Raw genomic sequence first — 14,166 nt, forward strand, 5'->3', positions numbered from 1 at the left:
CAGTTCAGACTATGAGATTAGAGTGACAAAAACGGGCTGCCTCTTCCGGAATGGGAGATATAGAGCATCGCACGAGCCCGTGTGCAGGCGACGAACAGTATGCTCCGTTCGCGTTGCAGGGCACGAGCCCTTGCGTCCGGCTCCTCCGGCGGCGGCTCGGGCACCACGCCCTCCGCCACGCCGATGAGCGCCACCCGCTCGAACTCCAGCCCCTTGAGATGCTGGAACGTCCACGCCCGCACGTCCAGCCCGGCCAGCGCCCGCCTGGCGTCCCGGACGAGCCGCGGATTGCGCGCGCCGACGGCGATCTCCTCCGTGGGTACGCCGTCGGCCAGCCACGACTCGACCGTGCTCCGCAGCCCGGCCAGCTCCGACTCGGGCGTGTCGTAGGCCCTGACGACGGGCCGGTCGCCGTTACGCGTCGAGTGGAAGCCGTACATGTTGGTCGTGCCCTTGACGAGGCCGCTGGCCGGGCCGCCGCCGCGCAGCCGTACGACGAAGGACAGCAGCTCCTGCGGCAGCCGGTAGGAGAGCTTGAGCGTGTGCTGGACGGTGGGGATGCCGACCGCGCCGAGCGCCACCCGCGTGTCGGTGATCCGCTGGTGCGGGTCGCCGACCACGAACAGGTCGTCACGCGCCCGCGGCGCCGCCGCGCGCAGCAGCCGCCACTGCGCCGGGCTGATGTCCTGCGCCTCGTCCACGACAATGTGACGGTACGGCTTGTGTCCCGGATCCACGTCGTCGAGCAGATCGCCCGTCGCCAGGGAGAGCAGCCTGAGCGCCTCGTCCGTCAGCTGGGCCAGCGTGCGCGCCCCCGGGCCGACCAGCGCGGGGCGCCGGCCCTCCGCGTCGGCCACGATGCGCAGGGCCAGGCGTTCGGCGTTGCCGACCTCGACCCGCTTGCGGACCACCTCGTCCTCGATCAGGAGGTCCAGCTTCGCCGACAGCTCCTCGGCCAGCCCCTGGGAGAACGTCACGAGCAGCACCGGACCCGACCCGCGCGCGGCCAGGTACGCGGCCCGCTGCAGGGCGACGACCGTCTTGCCGGTGCCCGCCCCGCCCACGACCAGCACCGGCTGCTCGAAACGGGGGGCCCTGGCCAGCCGGTGTTGCGGCGGGTCGAGGAACGTGCACCAGGCCGGCGCCCCGAGCACCCGGTCCAGCTTCACCTTGTCGGCGACGAACGCCGCCCGGTCGGGGCTGCGGCGCAGCGCGGCGTGCAGGTCCTCGGGGTCGATCGGCCCGCTCTCCTCGTCGGAGGCGCGCCAGGCGTCCAGCTCCCGCCACGCCTCGGCGAGCGTGCCGCCGCGGGCCAGCACGGCGAGCGGGGCGTGCTGGGTGGGCGGGAGCAGCGGTTCGAGCGCGGCCACGTCGGCCTCGGTCGTGATCAGCCTGAACAGCGGCAGCATGTGCACGTCCAGGCCGATCCCCATCAGGTCGCCGTCGCAGATCGGGTCGTACAGCCCCGAGAACCTGGCCGATCTGCGTAGTGCGGGCTCGACGCGTTCGAGTGCCTCGGCGTCCCACTCCTCGACCACGCCGATCACCGGGTTGACCCCGAACCTGAAGCGCCGCGCGTAGGACCAGGCGTCGGCGTCGGGCAGCACCGTGCGCAGCCAGTACACGTCACGCTGCCGCACCACCACCCCGCGATGGCCCTCGGCCAGCCGCAACGTCGCGACCCGCGGATCCCGGCCGCCCCTGACCCGTTCGGGGTGCGGGGCGCCGGCCACGTTCAGCAGGAACCGGCGCAGCGCGACCACGGCGTCCCTGCGCACCGGCTGGGCCAGTGCGCTGAGCTCCCTGGGAAACTCAGGGCCGATCGCGAGCCGCGGCACCGGCTCAGTCCAAGAGAGCGAGCAGGTCGCGGTCCCCGCGCTCGCGGAGCCTGGTGAGCAGGTCAGGGAGCGCGACCGGCCCCGTCATGCCGATCCTGGTGGCGATCACTCTGGCCGCCTGATCTCGGGTGCCGCCCGGAGCCGTGTACCCGACCAGCCGGAGCGCCTTGGTGATCTTCTCGGCGCCCTGCGCGGCGACCGGGAGGTGCCTGGCCCTGAGCACGCCCTCGTCCGACAGCGTCAGGAACAGGTGCCCGCCCTCTCGCGCGCCCACGTCCACCAGGAGGCGTTCGATGGATTCGAGCACCGGCCTGCCGTGCCACGTCATGGTCAGCTCGCCCGCGGCGCTCCTGACCGTCCGGCTCTCGCCGGGGGACAGGCCCAGGTACGAGGCGAACCCCGTCGGCAGCGCGCACTCGCCGCCGGCCAGCTGCTCGGCCGTCACGTCGATGCGCAGCCACCAGCGGCCGTCGGGCTGCCTGAAGCAGCGCCTGGTCTGGGAGACGTCCTTCAGCGGCTGGTACGGCTTGTGCTCGCCGGAGTCGCCGTTGGCCTCCTCCACCGGCGGGGCCGCCGGGGTGAACGCCTGGAACTGCGGCGGGCCCGGGGGCGGGGACTGCGGCATCTGGGGAGAGCCGAACGCCGACTGCGGCTGCAACTGGGGCTGCGGCTGGGGTGACAGCGTCGCCAGCACGAACTGCCAGGCGGGGACCTCCAGGGCGCGGATCTCCACGTTGTGCCATTCGGCCGCGCCGATGAGCTGCTCCTTGTGGGCGGCCGGGCCCAGCGTCCTGCGCAGCTCCTCCAGATGGGCCCGGTACGGGGCCGCCTCCTCGCTCGCCAGCCAGTGGTCGAGGCGGATACGGAGCTCGTCCTCGGTGGCGGAGATCTCGGCCGGGGGAACGGCGAAGAGCTTGGCCAGCTGGTCCACGGCGGAGGGCTCGTCGGTGAAGACGCGGTTCTGCGCCACGGCCCAGCTCTTGTCGTCGAGCCCGGCGAACGCGGCCTCGATGAGGTCCGGCAGCGGCTGATCCGGCGACGGGGCGGCCTCCTGCTGGGCGGCCGCGGCGGGCTCCGGTTCCGGCTCGGGCTCCTCGGCCCCTTCCGGCTCGGGCGTCTCGCTCCCGGCCTCCTGAACCTCTGCCTCCTGATCCGCTGCGGCTTCGTGGGCGGCCGGTTCGGGGGCGGGCTCCTCGGCGGCGTCGAGGACGGGTTGGGGCTCGGGCTCGCGCGCCTCCTCGCCGGCGACGGGCTCGGCGTCGGCGTCCAGCACCGACCCGGCGTCCTCGGCCACGCCCTCCTGCGAAGCGGCGTCCTCGGAGGCGCCCTCCCGGGGAGCGGCGTCCCCGGAGGCGTCCTCGTGCGAGGCGACGGCCTCGGCCGGGCCTTCCTCGGCGTCGGCGTCCTCGGGCACGTCCTCGTCGGACGCGGTCTCGTCGGACGCGGCCTCCCCGGGCGTGCCGAGCGGCGCGACCGCCTGGGGATCGCCCTCCTGGGGAGCCTCGGGCGCGCCCTCGTGGGACGCCGCGACCTCCTCGCCGGACTCCCGCTCGGCCTCGTCGGCCTCGACGGGCTCGGGAACGGCCGGGCTCTCGTCGGGCTCGGGGTCGTCGATGACCGACCCGGCGGGGACGAAATGGGCGGCGGGCTCGGGGTCGTCGATCACCGACCCGACGGCGGCGAACCGGAGCACGGGGTCGGGCTCCTCGACCGACTCGGGGGCCGGCTCCTCGACCACGGCCTCCGGCTCGGCCGCGCCCCGCTCCTCGGCGAGGTGCGACGAGGGCTCTTCGGCGGCGGGTGCCGGCGCGTCGGCCGCGTGTGACGAGGGAACGGCGATGACGAGCGCGGGCTCCTGGGCGGCGACCGGCTGATCGAGGGCTTCGGGGGCGGGCGTGGGCTCGGCCACCACGGCGGGCGCAGGCTCGGCCGCCACGGCGGGCGCAGGCTCGGCCACCACGGCGGGCGCAGGCTCGGCCGACGCCACCCGCTCGCTCCGGGCGGGGACCGGCGCGGGGTGCGCGGGCATCGCCGCGCGCGGCTGCGCCAGCCGTACCAGGACCGCGGAGAACAGCGTGTTGAGCACCGGCCGCGCCTGGATGAAGGGCTGGTCCACCAGCTCCCGGCTGGTCAGCGTCAGCAGCCCGGCCCACGATCCGGCCCGGTCGAGGGCGATCGCGACGGCGGGCTCGTCCGCCTCCTCGGGGTCCAGGACGTACAGCGCCGGCAGGACGTCACCCACCGCCGCCGCGGGCCAGTGCTCCAGGGCGATCTCCGTCAGCAGCTCGCCCAACGACTCGGGGCCGATGGCCGCCAGGACGTGTGGCATGGGCAGGCTCCGCCACCACGCGTCCGGCAGCTCGGGCTGCCCGGTGAGTAGCGTGATCGTCGTGGCGTCGCTCCACCTCAACGGTGGTACGAGGTCGCTCAGGCAGAAGTTCATCCCGTTCCGTTCACCAGCCCCTCACGCCGCCGCAGCGGTGCAGCCATAATCTCGCCGCCCACGGAACAGACCATAGTCCGGCAAATCAGCCCTACGCATCATGTACAACGCATCAACGCCGAACAGCGGCAAAGCGTAGACGCACGTAGTCGGCCATCCAGCCAGTCTCCCTGCGGAGCGCGGGCGCGGCCAACTCGTTCACGCGACGAAGCAGGGGCTCCACGATGTCCGGCGGGAGCCCTTCGAGCACTGACGCGGCGAACATGCGTACCCAGTCGGCGGCCCCGCCAGGGCACTCTTCCAGGGGGGTCGGCCGGTCGAAGTATTCCAGCAACCTGACCACGAACCCCTCCTGCTCGAGGCGGCGGGCGTACTCGGCGGGCGAGGGAAAGTACCACGGAAGCTCGGGCTCGCGCAGGCCGTACTCGCGCCAGGCGGTCAGCATCGCGGCGGTCAGCTCGGCGCAGTTGCCCGCCCCGCCCATCTCGGCGACGAAACGCCCGCCGGGGGTCAGCGCCTCGCGCACGCTGGCGATCACCAGGTCGGGGTCGCGGCGCATCCAGTGCAGCGCCGCGTTGGAGAACACCGCGTCGTACGGGTTCACGACGTTGAAGTCGTGCCCGTCGCCGACGATGAAGTTGATCCCCGGGTACTGCGCGATGGCTTTCTCGATCATCGCGGGGGAGCCGTCGATGCCCAGCACGTCCGCGCCCCTGAAGGCGATCTGCGCGGTGAGCACGCCCGTGCCGCAGCCGAGGTCGAGCACGCGCTCGCCGGGCCGCGGGTCCAGCAGGTCGACCAGCGGCGCACCCTGAGTGGAGACGTAGCCGAAGCTGCTGTCGTAGGCGCGACTGTTCCACCGCTCCAAGCTCGGTGTGTCATATCGCAAGACGATCAGCTCACATTCGATCAGACATCGGGCCCCCCTGGCCGTGCTGTCTGCTCACTTTAGAGCCTGATCGTCCCTACGACATATCAAGTCACATCGGACTCATCCGACGCTCTTCGTCCATTCCCGCCTGAGGTACGCCTTCGCCGCGTCTGCCTGCGGGATCGTCATGAGGACCGGTGGGCCCGGGGCCTTGGGAAGTTTCGCGGCCTGCTCGGCGTCGAGCGTGCCCCTCATGATCATCGCCTCGCTGCGCGCCGGGCGGGCGAAACCCTTCTGGAACAGGTTCTGGCCCTCGTTCGAGAACAGGAACTCCTGCCACAGGCGGGCCGCGGCCGGATGCGGGGCCGCCTTGCTGATGGCCTGCATGTGGTAGCCGCCGAGCGGCGCGTCCTTGGGGATCGTGACCTTCCACGCGTCGGAGTGGGCGGCGCTGCGGGCCGCGTTCAGGTGGTCCCAGGCGACGATCGTGTTGGCCTTGCCCAGGTCGGTGAACCGGCCGGCCTGCTTGAGCTTGGCGAACAGCGCCACCCCCTGCGAGGGCTGCGGCACGCCCGACCGCATGGAGGCGGCCATCACGCCGTCGAACGCCCCGTCCGCGCGCAGCGGGTCGCCGTCGAGCGCGACCCGGTAGCCGGGATTGAGCAGGTCGGCGAAGGAGGCCGGGGGCTTGACCTCGCGCGGGTCGTACCCGATGGACATGTAGCCGCCGTAGGCGGCGTACCAGGCGCCGGACGGGTCCTTGACGTCGTCGGGCAGGTCCTGCCAGCCCTGCACCTTGTACGGGGCGAACCGGTCGGCCCCGGAGACGGCCACGTCCAGGGTCAGGTCGAAGACGTCGGGCTTGAGCTGCGCGGCGGCGTCCAGCTCGCGCTTGCTGCCGGCGGTCGGCTCCAGCTCGTTGACCTTGAGCCCGTACTTGTCGGCGAAGGCGTCGATGATCTCGCCGTAGTTGACCCAGTCGCGGGGCAGCGCGATCACATTGAGCTGGCCCTCGCGCTTGGCGGCCTCGACCAGTCGGTCCATGGTGGCGAAGCCGGCCTTCAGCGAGCTCGCCTGGACGTTGACCGGCGGCAGGTTCTTGGGCTGGGCGGCGGTCGAGTGTGTGGACGACGCGCCGCATCCGGCGCTGGCGAGGATGGCTGCTGCGGCGGCGCAGGTACGTACGGTCACAGTACGAATACTTACCGTTACATCCGTTCAGGTCGAGGAGGCGCGGCGGGAACGACCTTGGCGGCCACCAGCGTCTCTTCCTGGATCTCCACCACCGTGCCGTCTCTTTTGCGAACTTTGAGTAGTCCGTTCTCCCACGACACGAGGATGCCCACCGCATCACGAAATCCCCCAGGGACGCGCCTGCGGGTGGTTATCCGTGCGCCTATATCCTGACTTGTGATCGCGATGATGAGACGTGCGGCCACGAGTTTGCCACCCTCCGTTTCGGCCAGCTGGCAAGCACGGCAATACTAGGGCGTAGCAAACCGCGGTCAGATGCCATGCCATGGTGCGGAGAAGAAGGAGCTCGAGGTGACCTACGTCATCGCGCAGCCTTGCGTGGACGTCCTGGACAGGGCGTGCATCGAGGAGTGCCCCGTCGATTGCATCTACGAGGGCGCGCGCATGCTTTACATCCACCCCGACGAGTGTGTGGACTGCGGCGCGTGTGAGCCTGTATGCCCCGTCGAGGCGATTTTCTATGAGGATGACCTTCCCGAGCAGTGGAAGGACTTCTACAAGGCGAACGTGGACTTCTTCGAAGACCTCGGCTCGCCCGGTGGTGCTTCGAAGGTCGGGAAGATCGACAAGGACCACCCGGTGGTTGCCGCCCTGCCGCCGCAGGGCGAGGACCACTGACCGATCCTGATCACGCCGCGCACGGGGGCATCCGGACCGGATGCGCCCCGTCGGCATGCGCTTTTCTGGTACGGCCACACGACCCTGGAGAACCGTGAACAAGCTACCCGACTTCCCCTGGGACCGTTTGGAGCCGTACAAGGAACGCGCGCTCGCGCATCCCGACGGCATCGTCGATCTCTCGATCGGCACGCCCGTCGATCCGGTGCCGCGGATCGTCCAGGACGCTCTCGCGGGGGCGGCCGACAGCCCCGGCTACCCCTTCACCCACGGCACCAAGGCGCTGCGCGAGGCCGCGGCCGGGTGGCTGCGGCGCAGGCACGGCGTCACCGTCGACCAGCAGGACGTGCTCCCGCTGATCGGCTCCAAGGAGTTCGTCGCCTGGCTGCCCACCTACCTGGGCGCCAGGAGGGTCGTCCTCCCCGAGTTGGCCTACCCCACCTATGACGTGGGCGCCCGGCTGGCGGGGGCGGTGGCCACGGCCTCCGACAGCACGCTCTCGCTCGGCCCCGAGCAGGTGGACCTCCTCTGGGTCAACTCGCCGAGCAACCCCACGGGCCGGGTGCTGCCCGTCGAGCACCTGCGCAAGGTGGTCGCCTGGGCGCGCGAGCGCGGCACCGTCGTGGCCTCCGACGAGTGCTACATCGAGCTCGGCTGGGAAGACGAGCCGGTCTCGATCCTCCACCCCGACGTCTGCGGCGGTTCCCACGAGGGGCTGCTCGCGGTCCACTCGCTCTCCAAGCGCTCCAACCTGGCCGGCTACCGCGCCGGGTTCGTGACGGGGGATCCCGTCCTGGTCAAGCGCCTGCTGGAGACGCGCAAGCACGCCGGCATGATCATGCCCCAGCCCGTACAGGCCGCCATGACGGTCGCGCTCGGCGACGACGAGCACGCCGACCGGCAGCGCGAGCTGTACGCCGCCCGCCGCGCCCGGCTGCGACCCGCGCTGGAGCGGGCGGGGTGGCACATCGACCATTCGACGGCCGGCCTGTACTTCTGGGCGTCGAACGGGCAGAGCGCGTGGGATCAGGTCGGGAAGCTTTCCGAAATCGGCATTTTGGTCGCGCCGGGAGAGTTCTACGGATCGGCAGGTGAGCGGCACATCCGCATCGCGGTTACCGCGACTGATGAGCGGATCGGTGCGGCGGTGCGCCGCCTCCAGTAGGATCGCGCGTCATAGCCGGGCAATCCGGCTCGCATGCATAAATTGATAAGGGCTTTTGCCGAGGCAGACCGCGAGTGGAGCGAGCTGATCGATGAGCATGACCTCCATGGTCGTACTCGGGCTGAGCATCGCCACCGTCCTTCTGCTGCTTGGGGCCTTTCTGGCCACCATGCGGCAGGACAGGAAGGGCCGCGCGAGCGCGCCGCCGGCCGAGGTCGCTCCCATCGAGACCCCGCTGCCGGCGCCCGTGAGCGCGCCCGGGCATGCCGGCACCGACTACACCGACCCTCGCACGATCCGGGTCGGCGACCGGATCGAGGTGCACGGGTCACCCCGTCGCGTGCTCGGTGCCATGTTCGTTTCCTGGCAGGGGCAGCAGTGGGTCGAATACCTGCTCCGGGACAGCGCCCGCCGTTTCCAGTGGCTCTCGGTGGAGGCGCACGAGGGTGACCCGCCGCACCTGGAGGTCCAGCTCTGGACGGAGGTGCCCACGCAGGGGATGGTTCCGGCCAAGAGCATGCTGATCATGGAGGGCGTGGAGTTCCACCCGATCGAGCGGGGCACGGCGGCCTTCCGGTGCGAGGGCGACACGGGCCACCCCGATCGGGGCCTGCTGGACTTCGCCGACTATCACGCCTCGGACGGGCGGCTGCTGTCGTTCGAACGCATCCAGGGGCAGTCGTGGACGGCCAGTTACGCGCAGCCCCTGCCGCCGGGCTCCATCACCATCGTCCGCCGCGCCTCTTAGGAGAGGTCGACCCGGGTGGCGCCGGCCTTGCCGCCGGCCTGCCACCCTTCGAGCGTCATGTCGTTCTTCCACGTCGCCCCCGCGTACCCGACCTGGCGCAGCGCGTACGTCTGGGCGTGGGCCACCGACCAGGCGGCGATCAGCCAACCGCGCCGCTCCGAGGTGACGGCCGTGCTGCCGAGCGCCCTGGCCAGCTGCTTGCGGGCCTCGGCGGTACGAGGCTGCGGCGCCGGGGTCTTCTTGCCCGGCGGATACCAGCAGTGGACGGCCTTCGGGACACGCCCGGTGAAGGCGGCGGCGAGGATTTTGGCCTCCTCCTCGTGCTGCGCGTACGCGTAGCCGCCCGCCGAGCGCTGCACCGCCTGCGCCGCCTCGGCCAGCGGGAGCTTGCGGTAGTTCTTGACCTTGACCAGCGCGGCGAAGAACTTGTTCGTGGCGTAGACGGGATCCATGATCTGCTTCTTGGTGCCCCAGCCCTGCGACTCCCGCTGCTGGAACACCCCCACCGAGTCACGGTCGCCCCCGGGGAGGTTGTAGATCTTGGATTCCTGCAGCGCCGTGGCGTACGCGATCACCGCGGCCCGCTCGGGCAGCCGGCGGCGGGCCGCGACGGCCGCGATGGTGGCGGAGATCTCCGCCTGCTCGGGGTCGAGGTCGCGCGCGCCGAGCGGGGTGCGCACGGTGCAGTACGCCGCCGGCACGACCATCGGCTGGGTCCTCTTCAGCAGGTGGAACAGGCCCACGGAGATGCCCACGGCGAGCACGACGACGATGATCGCGATGGTGATGACTCCACGGGAGAAGCGCAGGCGCACCCTGAGAACCTACCCGTGGCGGATAAGCTCCGTGGCCATGAGTGACGTGAGCACCTCATCACCGATTTCCCCGGTGGTGGACGAGTTGTGGGAGCGCCGGGCGGAGCTGTCGCCGGCCGACGCCGAGGCGCGCCGGCTGATCGTCGGCGCCGTCGACCTGCTCGACCGCGGCGCGGCCAGGGCCGCGCGCCTGGAGGGCGGCGAGGTCGTCGTGGACGAGCGCGCCAAACGGGCCATCCTGCTCAGCTTCAAGGTGCTCGGCATGGCGCGCTCGCAGGTGGGCGACTTCCAGCACCACGACCGGGTCCCGCTCAAGAGCTCGCTCGACGGCGTGCGCGTGGTGCCCGGCGCGATCGCCCGCTGGGGCTCGTACCTGGCGCCCGGCGTGGTGCTGATGCCGTCGTTCACGAACATCGGCGCCTACGTGGACGAGGGGACCATGGTGGACACCTGGGCCACCGTCGGCTCGTGCGCGCAGATCGGGAAGAACGTCCACCTGTCGGGCGGGGCGGGCATCGGCGGCGTGCTGGAGCCGCCCAACGCCGTGCCGGTCGTCGTCGGGGACGGCGCGCTGATCGGCAGCCGGGCGATGATCGTCGAGGGCGCCCGGGTGGGCGAGGGCGCGGTCGTCGGAGCTGGAACGATCCTGTCCGGGTCGATCCCGGTGATCGACGTGCAGACCGGGGAGGAGCTGGCCCGCGGCCGGATCCCCGCGTGGTGCGTGGCCGTGGGCGGCACCCGGCAGAAGGAGTTCCCCGGCGGCACGTTCGGCCTGCCGTGCGTGCTGGTGCTCAAGCGCCTGGAGCCGGGGCAGCGACACGACAAGGCGGCGCTCAACGACGTGCTGCGCGAACACGGAGTGAACACCTGATGCTTGACCTGACGCAGGACGTACGCGCGCTGACCGCGGCGATCGTGGACATCGAGTCGGTGAGCGGCGACGAGCGCGCGCTGGCCGACGCGGTCGAGCGGGCGCTGTCCGCGCTGCCGCACCTGAAGGTCGACAGGTCGGGCGAGACGGTCGTGGCCCGCACCGAGCTCGGCAGGTCCGAGCGGGTGCTGATCGCCGGGCATCTCGACACCGTCCCCGTCGCCGGCAACCTGCCCAGCCGGGTGGAGGGCGACCTGCTGTACGGGTGCGGCACGTCCGACATGAAGGCCGGCGTGGCGGTCGCGCTCAAGCTGGCGGCCACCGTCCCCGCTCCCGGCAAGGACGTCACTTACGTCTTCTACGACTGCGAGGAGGTGGAGGCCGAGCGCAACGGCCTCAACCGCGTGGCCAGGGACCACCCCGACTGGCTGGCGGCCGACTTCGCGGTGCTCATGGAGCCGACCGACGGGGCGATCGAGGGCGGCTGCCAGGGCACGCTGCGCGCCGAGGTCACCGTGCGGGGCAAGCGGGCCCACAGCGCCAGGTCGTGGTTCGGGGTCAACGCCGTTCACGGGATCGAGCCGGTCCTGGCCAGGCTGAACGCGTACGAGGCGCGGCAGCCGGTGGTCGACGGCCTCGAATACCACGAGGGCCTGAACGCGGTCGGCGTCCGGGGCGGGGTCGCCGGCAACGTCATCCCCGACCTGTGCGTGGTGACCGTCAACTACCGCTTCGCCCCCGATCTGACGATCGAGCAGGCGCAGGAGCACGTACGCGAGGTGTTCGACGGGTTCGAGGTGAGCTTCGTCGACGCCGCGCCCGGGGCCAGGCCGGGGCTGACGCATCCGGTGGCGGCGGCCTTCACCGCGGCCGTCGGCGGCACGCCGCGCGCCAAGCTGGGCTGGACGGACGTCGCCCGCTTCTCCGCGCTGGGGGTGCCCGCCGTGAACTACGGTCCCGGGGATCCGAACCTGGCGCACCAGCAGGGCGAGTACGTGTCGCTGCCGAAGATCGTCGAGAGCGAGCGGGCCATGCTCGACTGGCTCACAAAATGAAAGTGGCCTTCCTCGCCGGCCATTTGGCGGGGAAGACCACTTTCAGTCCCGAGCAGCACCCTCGGCAGTTAGACGCAGGGGAGTCGGAATCCGGTTCCGTGGTTTTTGCAAGATTTTTTAGGGCCTGGATTCATCGGTCTGACCTGCGGTGTTCGCGCGCAGGACGCCCATCTTGCCCGAAGAGGGCTAGCGTGACCACATGGAACAGTCACGTCCTGAACGCCGTCAGGGCCAGGCGGTCGTACGCGGCCGCTTCGTCCCCAGCTCCACGCACGACCAGCGCCTGCTCGCCCGCCAGGGGTCGTCCGACTGGGTCCACATGGACCCGTGGCGAGTGCTGCGGATCCAGGCCGAGTTCGTGGAGGGGTTCGGCCAGCTGGCCGAACTGCCGCCGGCGGTCACGGTCTTCGGCTCCGCCCGCACCGCTGAGACAGCGGCCGACTACCGGATGGGCCGCGCGCTCGGCCAGGCGCTGGCCGAGGCGGGCTACGCGGTGATCACGGGTGGCGGCCCGGGCGTCATGGAGGCCGCCAACCGCGGCGCGAGCGACGTGGACGGGGCGATGTCGGTCGGGCTCGGCATCGAACTCCCCTTCGAGCAGAGCATGAACGACTATGTCGACCTCGGCATCGAGTTCCGCTACTTCTTCGTGCGCAAGACGATGTTCGTCAAGTACTCGTGCGGCTTCATCGCCCTGCCCGGCGGCTTCGGCACGCTCGACGAGCTGTTCGAGGCGCTGACGCTGGTGCAGACCCACAAGGTCACGTCCTTCCCCGTGGTCCTGATGGGCTCGGAGTTCTGGGGCGGGCTGCTGGAGTGGGTCAAGGGCACCCTGCTCGGCACCGGCAAGATCGCCGCCCAGGACCTCGACCTGATCACCGTCACCGACGACGTGGACGAGGCCGTGCGCATCATCGTGGAGTCCGACATGGCCCGCTCCAAGCAGCGCGAAGAGGAGCTGGCAGCCGCCGAGGCCCAGTACGCCGAGCCCCAATAGGCTTCCTCAATGTGAACATATGCGTCTTTTGCGCCTCCAGTCTGAACATCGACAAGAAGTACATCGACCTGGCCGGCGACGTGGGCGCCGAGCTCGCCGAACGGGGCCACACCCTGGTGAGCGGCGGCGCCACGGTCTCCTGCATGGGCGCGATCACCGCTGCCGTCCGGGCGGGCGGCGGGCGCACGATCGGCGTGATCCCGCAGGTGCTGGTGGACGTCGAGGTGGCGGACGAGGAGTCCGACGAGCTGATCGTCACCCCCGGCATGCGCGAGCGCAAGGGGATCATGGACGCCCGGTCCGACGCGTTCCTCGTGCTGCCCGGCGGCCTCGGCACGCTGGAGGAGCTGTTCGAGATCTGGAGCGCGCGGGTGCTCGGCATCCACGACCGCCCCTTGGTGATCCTCGACCCCTGGGGCCTGTACGACCCGCTCAAGCAGCTGATGAACCACCTGTACGACGAGGGCTTCACCCGGCCCGCCGTCTTCGACGCGATCGCGTGGACCTCCACGGTGGAGGAGGCGTTCGATCGGCTGGCGGCACGTCCGCATCCGGTCAGGCCCAGCGTCACCGAGCTCGGCGAGGCGGCCGGCTGACCCACGCGCTCACCACCCGTAGACGCACAGACGGCGGCAAGTCCCCATAAGGTCCCCATAAGTGCAGAATGCGCTACTTGTGGTGGATCGCTGAACGTGGTCCACCGTATGAGTACGATGCCAATGTGCTGGTCATACTCGCCATCGCCGCCATCGCCATTCTGGCCTGTGTGGTCTTGGTCTCCGTCGGTAGGGGCGGTGAGCTGACCGAGTTCCCGCCGGATGTGCCGCCTCTCGACCTGCCCGAGCCCGGACAGCTGACGGCGGTCGACTTCATGGCCCTCCAACTGCCGGTCAATCTGGTCGGCTATCACACGGCGAGCGTCGACGAGACCCTGCGCAGGGCCGCCAACGCGATCAGCGCGCGTGACACGCGGATCGCGGTGCTGGAGCAGCGGGTCTCCGAGCTGCTGTCGAGCCGGTTGCACGCGCGCCAGGAGATCTACGCCGCGCCGGGGGCCGGGCTGCGTACCGACCACGCGCCCGAGGCCCCGGCGGTGGCGCGCGAGCTGCCGGAGGCGGGCGACCCCGTCGAGGTGAGCGGCGCAACGGTGTCCTGGGACGTGGCGCCGGAGCTGCTGCGCGCGCCGGAGGACCCGGAGTGGCGGATCCCGCCGGGCAACGGCCAGACGGCCGCCAAGGCCGAACCGGACGAGCAGCCGTCGGCGGACGAGCCCACCGACGCGGAACCCGCCGCCGAAGCGAAGCCCGACGAGGAGCTGGAGGAGAAGCCGGACGAGGAGCCGGAGGAGAAGCCCGACGAGACCGTCGAGGCCGAGGCCGGCGAGAGCGCCGAGGTCGAGGACGACGCGGAGACCACGCGGGCCGCGCGGGGCAAGGACGAGAAGGACGACGGGGACGGGCGCCCGTGACCGACCTGATCCGCTGCTCCTGG

General features: G+C 71.1%; 14 protein-coding genes. 8 read left to right on the forward strand and 6 right to left on the reverse strand.

Going from position 1 to position 14,166, the window contains the following annotated elements:
• Positions 1 to 17: 17 nt before the first annotated feature.
• The 5 genes from ACIBQ1_RS11520 to ACIBQ1_RS11540 form a co-directional block, all read right to left on the reverse strand.
• Positions 18 to 1,838, reverse strand: coding sequence for a UvrD-helicase domain-containing protein (locus tag ACIBQ1_RS11520; protein WP_397276577.1), 1,821 nt, complete (start codon positions 1,836 to 1,838; stop codon positions 18 to 20).
• Between the two features lie 4 nt (positions 1,839 to 1,842).
• On the reverse strand, positions 1,843 to 4,281 hold the full coding sequence (locus ACIBQ1_RS11525; protein ID WP_397276579.1) for a hypothetical protein: 2,439 nt from the start codon (positions 4,279 to 4,281) through the stop codon (positions 1,843 to 1,845).
• Between the two features lie 112 nt (positions 4,282 to 4,393).
• Positions 4,394 to 5,170 carry a methyltransferase domain-containing protein gene (locus ACIBQ1_RS11530; protein WP_355369670.1) on the reverse strand — a complete coding sequence of 259 codons (777 nt, stop codon included), beginning with the start codon at positions 5,168 to 5,170 and terminating at the stop codon, positions 4,394 to 4,396.
• A 102-nt stretch (positions 5,171 to 5,272) separates the two neighbouring features.
• Positions 5,273 to 6,343, reverse strand: a complete 1,071-nt coding sequence (locus tag ACIBQ1_RS11535; RefSeq protein ID WP_397276581.1) for an ABC transporter substrate-binding protein — start codon at positions 6,341 to 6,343, stop codon at positions 5,273 to 5,275.
• Between the two features lie 17 nt (positions 6,344 to 6,360).
• Positions 6,361 to 6,591 carry a hypothetical protein gene (locus tag ACIBQ1_RS11540; RefSeq protein ID WP_355369674.1) on the reverse strand — a complete coding sequence of 77 codons (231 nt, stop codon included), beginning with the start codon at positions 6,589 to 6,591 and terminating at the stop codon, positions 6,361 to 6,363.
• 106 nt (positions 6,592 to 6,697) lie between these two features.
• Between ACIBQ1_RS11540 and fdxA the strand changes: the two genes are divergently transcribed.
• From fdxA to ACIBQ1_RS11555, 3 genes are all read left to right on the forward strand, one after another.
• Complete coding sequence (gene fdxA / locus ACIBQ1_RS11545; protein ID WP_355369676.1) at positions 6,698 to 7,024, forward strand: ferredoxin; 327 nt, start codon at positions 6,698 to 6,700, stop codon at positions 7,022 to 7,024.
• 94 nt (positions 7,025 to 7,118) lie between these two features.
• Positions 7,119 to 8,189: a succinyldiaminopimelate transaminase gene (dapC, locus tag ACIBQ1_RS11550; protein ID WP_397276583.1), complete on the forward strand. Its 1,071-nt coding sequence runs from the start codon at positions 7,119 to 7,121 to the stop codon at positions 8,187 to 8,189.
• Positions 8,190 to 8,280: 91 nt separating this feature from the next.
• Positions 8,281 to 8,937, forward strand: coding sequence for a DUF4178 domain-containing protein (locus ACIBQ1_RS11555; RefSeq protein ID WP_397276585.1), 657 nt, complete (start codon positions 8,281 to 8,283; stop codon positions 8,935 to 8,937).
• Here the strand turns inward: ACIBQ1_RS11555 and ACIBQ1_RS11560 are convergent.
• Positions 8,934 to 9,752: a hypothetical protein gene (locus ACIBQ1_RS11560; protein ID WP_397276586.1), complete on the reverse strand. Its 819-nt coding sequence runs from the start codon at positions 9,750 to 9,752 to the stop codon at positions 8,934 to 8,936. The two genes, ACIBQ1_RS11555 and ACIBQ1_RS11560, sit on opposite strands and share 4 nt — an antisense overlap.
• Before the next feature lie 37 nt (positions 9,753 to 9,789).
• Between ACIBQ1_RS11560 and ACIBQ1_RS11565 the strand changes: the two genes are divergently transcribed.
• The 5 genes from ACIBQ1_RS11565 (at position 9,790) to ACIBQ1_RS11585 (ending at position 14,143) form a co-directional block, all read left to right on the forward strand.
• A complete protein-coding gene (locus ACIBQ1_RS11565) occupies positions 9,790 to 10,623 on the forward strand; it encodes a 2,3,4,5-tetrahydropyridine-2,6-dicarboxylate N-succinyltransferase (RefSeq protein ID WP_397276588.1) in 834 nt (277 codons plus the stop codon).
• Positions 10,623 to 11,678 (forward strand): succinyl-diaminopimelate desuccinylase, encoded by a 1,056-nt coding sequence (gene dapE / locus ACIBQ1_RS11570; protein ID WP_397276590.1) that lies wholly within the window; start codon positions 10,623 to 10,625, stop codon positions 11,676 to 11,678. Before ACIBQ1_RS11565 ends, dapE begins: the two co-directional genes overlap by 1 nt.
• A 199-nt stretch (positions 11,679 to 11,877) precedes the next feature.
• On the forward strand, positions 11,878 to 12,675 hold the full coding sequence (locus ACIBQ1_RS11575; RefSeq protein ID WP_397276591.1) for a TIGR00730 family Rossman fold protein: 798 nt from the start codon (positions 11,878 to 11,880) through the stop codon (positions 12,673 to 12,675).
• 11 nt (positions 12,676 to 12,686) lie between these two features.
• Positions 12,687 to 13,271, forward strand: a complete 585-nt coding sequence (locus ACIBQ1_RS11580) for a TIGR00730 family Rossman fold protein (RefSeq protein WP_397276593.1) — start codon at positions 12,687 to 12,689, stop codon at positions 13,269 to 13,271.
• 125 nt (positions 13,272 to 13,396) lie between these two features.
• The gene (locus tag ACIBQ1_RS11585; protein WP_397276595.1) at positions 13,397 to 14,143 is read left to right on the forward strand and encodes a hypothetical protein; all 747 of its coding nucleotides are present in this window, start codon (positions 13,397 to 13,399) and stop codon (positions 14,141 to 14,143) included.
• The last annotated feature ends 23 nt before the right edge of the window (positions 14,144 to 14,166 follow it).

The organism is Nonomuraea sp. NPDC050153 (genome assembly GCF_044460125.1).
Taxonomy (GTDB): Bacteria; Actinomycetota; Actinomycetes; order Streptosporangiales; family Streptosporangiaceae; genus Nonomuraea.

Coding starts and splice junctions, on each gene's coding strand:
- ACIBQ1_RS11525 (WP_397276579.1), bottom strand. CDS start 4,281: ATGAACTTCTGCCTGAGCGACCTCGTACCACCGTTGAGGTGGAGCGAC.
- ACIBQ1_RS11555 (WP_397276585.1), top strand. CDS start 8,281: ATGAGCATGACCTCCATGGTCGTACTCGGGCTGAGCATCGCCACCGTC.
- ACIBQ1_RS11565 (WP_397276588.1), top strand. CDS start 9,790: ATGAGTGACGTGAGCACCTCATCACCGATTTCCCCGGTGGTGGACGAG.
- dapE (WP_397276590.1), top strand. CDS start 10,623: ATGCTTGACCTGACGCAGGACGTACGCGCGCTGACCGCGGCGATCGTG.
- ACIBQ1_RS11575 (WP_397276591.1), top strand. CDS start 11,878: ATGGAACAGTCACGTCCTGAACGCCGTCAGGGCCAGGCGGTCGTACGC.